This window comes from Streptomyces sp. YS-3 (genome assembly GCF_045257485.1).
Lineage (GTDB): Bacteria > Actinomycetota > Actinomycetes > Streptomycetales > Streptomycetaceae > Streptomyces.
Genome location: NZ_JBJHPC010000788.1, coordinates 1 through 2,647, shown reverse-complemented (window position 1 = coordinate 2,647; position 2,647 = coordinate 1). Strand labels below are relative to the sequence as shown.

Below are 2,647 nucleotides of genomic sequence, written 5' to 3'. Positions count from 1 at the left end.
CTCAACCAGCCCCCCGAACCCCTGCGGCTGGGCCCCTCGGACGACGCCGAGTGGGCCGCGTTCGCCGCCGAGAGCGTCCTGACCGCCGCCGAGCCGCTGCTCGCCCACCTGCCCCCGGCCCGACGCGTCCGCGCCGCGGTGGACCGCGCCTGGAACCTGCTCGCCGCCGAGGTCGCCGCCGCCGCCGAGCGCGCCCCCGAGGTCGAGTCCGCGGTGCTCCCGCTGCGCGCCCGCATCTCCGTACGGGCGGGCCTAGGCAACCTCGCCACCGGTCTGCGCCCGCCCGCCACCGGCCACGACAACCCGCACTACTTCGACGACGCCGCCTGCGTACGCGCCGCCGTCCTCGCCGTGGTCCACCCCGGCGCGCCACGGGAGGCCGCCGAACTGGCCGAGTTCGACGCCCGCTACACCCAGGACGGCGACGGCGTGCACGGCGCCCGCGCCGTCGCGGCGGCCGTCGCCGCGGCCCTCGGCGGCGCCACCACCGAGGGCGCCGTCGACGCCGCCCTCGACCAGCTCCCGCCCGACACCGAGATCGGCCGCAACGCCCGCCACGCCATCAAGCTCGCGCACGACTTCGCCGAGGACACCGCGGGCGCGTTCGCCCTGGTCCCGCTCCTGGAGCACCAGATCGTGGACCACGTCTACAGCTACGGGATCGCCGCCGCCGAGACCGTCCCGGTCGCCCTCGCCCTGACCCTCGCCTCGCGCGGCACCGTGGCCGCGGCGGTCCCCGCCGCCGCCTGTCTGTCCCGGGTCGCGGACTCGGCGCCCGCCCTCGCCGGGGCCCTCACCGGCGCGCTCGGCGGCGGCGCCGCGATCCCCGCGCCCTGGCTGGACGCCTGCCGCACCCTGTCCGGCTGCGCCCTCCCGCGCCTGGCCGGCACCGACCTCGTGGAGCTCGCCGGGCTCCTCGCCGACACGCTGTGCCACCCCCCGGGCGGCTGAGCTTTTCGCGAAAACGCCGCGAACCACCCCGAACTGACCGCCCAGGGTGGACAATTCCGGCATGACGCTCACGACGTCGTACACGACGCTCACTCTTGCGGACCGCATCACCGGCGCCCTGGTCGGCGCGGCCGTCGGGGACGCCCTCGGCGGCCCCGTCGAAGGCCGCGCCCCCGAGCAGATCGTGGAGCGGCACGGGGGCCGCGTCCACGGCATCGTCGGCCCCTGGCACGGCGACGACTGGCGCACGGCGCGGCCGATCGCCCCCTACCACAAGGGCGACGGACACATCACCGACGACACCTTGATGACGCACGCGCTGATCCGGGTGTACGAGAAGGTCCGCGACCACCTCGACGCGTACGCCATCGCCGACCACCTGGTCCCCGACCTGGTCTCCCGCCCGGTCTGGATCCCGGAGCTGGAGGCGGAGACCATCCCCCTGCACCGGATCTTCCTCGCCGAGAAGTGGCTGGTGGCACGGCTGCACTACGGGCACGTCGACCCCCGCGAGGCGGGCACCGGCAATATCGTCAACTGCGGTGCGGCGATGTACATGGCCCCGGTCGGCCTGGTCAACGCGGCCAACCCGGCGGGGGCGTACACGGAGGCCCTGGAGGTGGCGGCCCCGCACCAGTCCTCGTACGGGAGGGAGGCGGCGGGCGTCTTCGCGGCGGCGGTGGCGGCGGCGTGCGCGCCGGGCGCGACGGCGGCGACGGTCGTCGAGACCTGCCTCTCCCTGGCGAAGGACGGGACCCGCGCGGCGATCGAGGCGGTGGCCGAAGCGGCGGCCGGCCACACGGACTTCGAGTCCGCGCTCACCCCCCTGCGGACGGCCGTCGCCCCCTTCGACACGGTCGGCCCCGACTACCGCGCCCCCTCCCTGGGCGCCCGCCGCCCGTCCCGTCTGCACGCCATCGAGGAGCTCCCGATCGCCCTGGGCATGCTGCTGGTGGCCGACGGCGACTTCCGTACGGCGGTCCTGGGCGCGGTGAACTACGGCCGCGACTGCGACTCCATCGCGACGATGGCGGGCGCGCTGGCGGGAGCGCTGCGGGGCGAGGGTCCCGTCCCGGCCGCCTGGTCCGAACAGATCGCCGAGGCCAGCCGGCTGGATCTGTACGCGCCCGCGCGGGCCCTGACGGAGGTGGCCGTCGAGGTGTACGAGAAGGACCTCGTCCGCCGGGCCGCCCATCAGACGGCCTTCGAGGCCCTGACCCGGTGACCGCGCTGCGCGTGACCTGGGTCCAGCCGGAGGACCTGCTGCCCCACGAACTCCGCCAGGCGGCACAGGACGGCCGTGACGCGAGCGGGATCGCGAGACGCTGGGAGGCGGCGGGCGGCAGCGCGGCCCCCGTCCACGGGGGCGCCTCGCCGGCGCCCGCGCCCCCGCCGCTCAGAGCCCTGGCGCTCCGCCTGCTGGACGAACTGGCGCTGCTGCCGAGCCCGTTGGCGCGGGCCGAACCGACGGATCTCGCGGCCATCACGCGGGTGTGCGGGGGCGCGGTCCCGCCCCTGGCGCGGCAGGCGCAGCCTCCGCCCGGGGGCCCGGGGGCGACCAGCGCCCTCCACGCGGCCTGGCTCGGCCGGGCCGTCGGCTGCCTCCTCGGCAAGCCCGTCGAAAAGCTCCCCCTCGCCGGCATCCGAGCCCTCGCCCGCGCCACCGGCAACTGGCCCCTCCACACCTGGTTCACCG

At 76.7% G+C, this 2,647-nt stretch carries 1 protein-coding gene and 2 pseudogenes; all 3 read left to right on the top strand.

Annotated features, from left to right (window positions below):
- Positions 1–948: pseudogene (locus ACJA3G_RS34765) on the top strand (ADP-ribosylglycohydrolase family protein); the annotation flags it as partial.
- Between the two features lie 64 nt (positions 949–1,012).
- Positions 1,013–2,176 carry an ADP-ribosylglycohydrolase family protein gene (locus ACJA3G_RS34760; protein WP_406557021.1) on the top strand — a complete coding sequence of 388 codons (1,164 nt, stop codon included), beginning with the start codon at positions 1,013–1,015 and terminating at the stop codon, positions 2,174–2,176.
- Positions 2,173–2,647 (top strand): annotated as a pseudogene (locus tag ACJA3G_RS34755) (ADP-ribosylglycohydrolase family protein); the annotation flags it as partial. The gene ACJA3G_RS34760 and the pseudogene ACJA3G_RS34755, both read left to right, overlap by 4 nt.